This is a genomic window from Deinococcus sp. (assembly GCF_018260405.1).
In the GTDB taxonomy this organism is placed as follows: domain Bacteria; phylum Deinococcota; class Deinococci; order Deinococcales; family Deinococcaceae; genus Deinococcus.
Genome location: NZ_JAGLBG010000164.1, coordinates 1 through 3,121, shown reverse-complemented (window position 1 = coordinate 3,121; position 3,121 = coordinate 1). Strand labels below are relative to the sequence as shown.

The 3,121-nt window shown below is 56.6% G+C and carries 3 protein-coding genes; 1 reads left to right on the top strand and 2 read right to left on the bottom strand.

The features are described 5' to 3' along the window. Positions 1-173: 173 nt before the first annotated feature. Positions 174-686: a DUF2721 domain-containing protein gene (locus QZ269_RS12575; protein ID WP_291427047.1), complete on the bottom strand. Its 513-nt coding sequence runs from the start codon at positions 684-686 to the stop codon at positions 174-176. Positions 687-1,020: 334 nt separating this feature from the next. Between QZ269_RS12575 and QZ269_RS12570 the strand changes: the two genes are divergently transcribed. Next, entirely contained in the window at positions 1,021-2,217 is a 1,197-nt protein-coding gene (locus tag QZ269_RS12570) for an AI-2E family transporter (RefSeq protein WP_291427046.1), read from the top strand. A gap of 278 nt (positions 2,218-2,495) precedes the next feature. Here the strand turns inward: QZ269_RS12570 and QZ269_RS12565 are convergent. Continuing rightward, a partial coding sequence (locus tag QZ269_RS12565) for a hypothetical protein (protein WP_291427045.1) occupies positions 2,496-3,121 on the bottom strand: 626 nt, incomplete at its 5' end.

The window sequence follows — 3,121 nt, the reverse complement described above, 5'->3', positions numbered from 1 at the left end:
TCTGCTCCAGCGATTGTGCGCCTGATGAAGAGGGCAGCATGGATACTCCGACGATATGGGCCTCAGACAGCCTCTGATGGACGCGTTCGGCGGCCTCACGCTCGAGAAGTTTGGGCGTCAATAGGGTTCTGCTTGCGTAAGTGGCTGCCCGGGTACAGTTCCGGTAGCAGGCGTCAGTTAGGCGGCGGGTCCTGGTAGAGCGAGGCGTAATGTGCGCCAAGTTCTTCCAAAAACTGCATCTCCCGCCCGGTGGTTATGGTGCTCTGGGTCGACTCGAAACTGAGCAAAATGGCCCCGTAAGCCAGCGTGATCGCGCCGCTCAGGGCCATCAGGACGGGCAGGGTGCTGATAGTCCGCTGCGAAAGGTTCTCGATGCCCAGCAAGACGCTGGTCAGAACCAGCAGCGCGACTGCCAGATAAAAGGCCCGCAGTGCCCGGTGCAGGTAGCGCGTGCGGCGGGTCAGACGCGGCAACTGGCTAATGATCATGGCTTTTTCCCGGCGGGCCAGCGGCTCTTTCTGACCTTCCTCACTGACCAGTACCTTGAAACGAGAGGTTAGGGCACGCACCCGGTCGGTGCTGCGGCCCAGGCGGCTGCTGGTGCTCAGGATCAGCGTTCCAGCGCCGCTAATCAGTACGGCGGGCGTAATCATTGCCGACAGGGCACTGAAGGTGGAAGCGGCCATCGTACCTATACTAGAGCATTGGCCATAAAGGCGGCGAGTGGATTCAGAAAGAGCATTAGGCAGAGTGGAGACCCCTGGGGCGTTTTTCACGAGGGCCGTAACTTCGCCCAATGCCTTAAAGCATTTTGCAAAAAGATGGTGCTCTTTTGACCATCTTTTTGCCGAGTGGAACGAGTAAAAAACAAAGAGCAGGACATAGAATGAAGGGGGCGGCGGTGTTTTTCTGACGTGCCCATCATTCGGAGAACGGCTCTAAGCCGACCCTTAGGGGTTGCCTAACCGCCTGACCAGATGCGTACACTGGCGAAGCAGTACCCTGCTCCGGAGGCTCATTTTGACTTTTAACCGCGCTCCTTTACCGAAAACTCCCCAAACAGTCGCCGATTATCTGGGTTTTTTGTGGACCAAACCCTGGGTTCGCCTGCTTTTCTATGGATTTCTGCTCTGGCTGGCCTGGCGCACGCTTCAGTTTCTGACTGGCATAGTGGTGATGATCGGAGCGGCTTACGCAGTGTCCTATGTCCTAAACCCACTGCTTAACTGGCTACAGTCCAGGGGGCTGCGGCGCGGCTGGAGCATCACGCTGCTGCTTATCGTTTTTCTGGGCATCACGGGGTTGCTGTTCTGGACGGTGGCCTCACAAGTCACCAACTTTATTGCCGGAATTCCCGGTCTGCTGGCACAGTTGCCGACCATTGCTGAAAAGCAGCTAAAGGAGCACAGCGATATTCCGGCGGTGGCCCACATGCAGGGCAAACTGATGACGTACCTCAACGAAAAAGTCAGCGATATGTCTGCCAATCTCGGCCCTATCGTTGCCTCTGTCCTGGACCCGCACTCTTACCTGATGGGGCGGCTGGCCGGGGTGCTGGGCGGGCTGGGGCAGGCCGTGGTCATTCTCACGCTGGCCGTGTTTTTCATGTCGGACCATGCCCGCCCCGGGCGGATGCTGCTGGGCCTGCTGCCCCGCTACTGGCAGCCGCCAGCCGTGCGCCTGGCCGACGACGTCAGCGAGTCGTTCGGGAACTATCTGCGCGGTCAACTGCTGACCGGGGCGGCCATTACGCTCATTGCCGGGGGTGGGCTTTTGCTGCTCAAGGTGCCCAATGCCCTGGCACTGGGACTGCTAACCGGAATCTTCGGGCTGATTCCGATGTTCGGGATGATTCTGGCGACCGTTCCGGTGCTGCTTCAGGCCATTGCACAGGGCACCACCACCGTGCTCTGGGTCTGCGCGCTGTATTTCCTGATTAACCAGGTCGCCTTCAACTTTGTGCAGCCGATGATCATGGGCCGCACCAGCAATCTGACCCCGGCAGGCATTCTGATCGCCGTGCTGGTCGGCGGGGCAGTCGGCGGTTTGGGCGGAGCGTTTCTGGCGATTCCGGCGGCCATGCTGCTTCAGCGCTGGGTGACCCGTTACTGGCTACACAGCCCGGCCCACGAAGGCTTGCCGCCGCAGTTGCAGATTAGCCGCCCGGAAGAGCCGTTAGCCGAAAGTGGCAGCGGCGTGACGGCCAATCAGAACTGAAGGGGCACTACACCCCAGCCAGAAAATACTTAGAGCATTTTGCAAAAGGATGGTGCTCTTTTGACCATCTTTTGCCGAGTGGAACAAGTGAACAAGAAAGAGCAGGACGTAGAACGAAGGGGGCAGCGGTGTTTTTCGGACGTCCCCATCATTCAGAGAACTGCTCTAAGAACCTGCCGGGTCATGATTGCATTATCGCTCCGGGCGACTTGTAGAGCTGCGCCGCAGAGCGAGAAGGCAAAAAGGAGCTGCCAGTCAAATAGACAGCATCTTAGACTTCAGTTGCCAGTTACGTCAGCGCCCTGAAAAACATTTAGGGCAATACGTTCGGTTTTCAGTTTAATAGGACGGCGCATATCGTCGGTGCCACTGAACTCGACAATCATGGCTGCATTGAAAGTTGACCTATTATAAAGAGATAGCTCAAATAATGCACCAGAAATATCCCGAGAAATCAGTTCTACTCGGCTACCATTGTTCTGGGTAGGAGCACCTGTAGTGATATTCCCCTCAGAGGGGTAAGTGACTATTCGCTCATAACCTTCACGCATATTGCCAGTGCAGGAGTTCGGATCAACGTTGGCATTGATCTGGGTGGTGCCACTCGCAGTTGTAGTGCAGGCCCAGCCAGGAATCAGTCTTGCTGGGAAAGATTGGACATAGGGGTTACTGATATGGGTTCCATCGGGTAGATTCCCAAAGTCGATGATCTTGTTGTTCTGATCTACAATAGTAATAGTCGCTGTTGAGAGAGAAGCGCCCACACTTCCGGCGTGATTAATGAAAGTGACCGCTGGCTGTTTTGGTGCCTTCACAATCCAGCCGGTATAAGAGGCTGTCTGAGGCCCATATCGTCGGAGTATCCATGCTGCCCTCTTCATCAGGCGCACAATCGCTGGAGCAG

Bases quoted from the DNA above. Each gene is read 5' to 3' on its own strand.
- QZ269_RS12575 (WP_291427047.1), bottom strand. From the start codon at position 686: ATGGCCGCTTCCACCTTCAGTGCCCTGTCGGCAATGATTACGCCCGCC.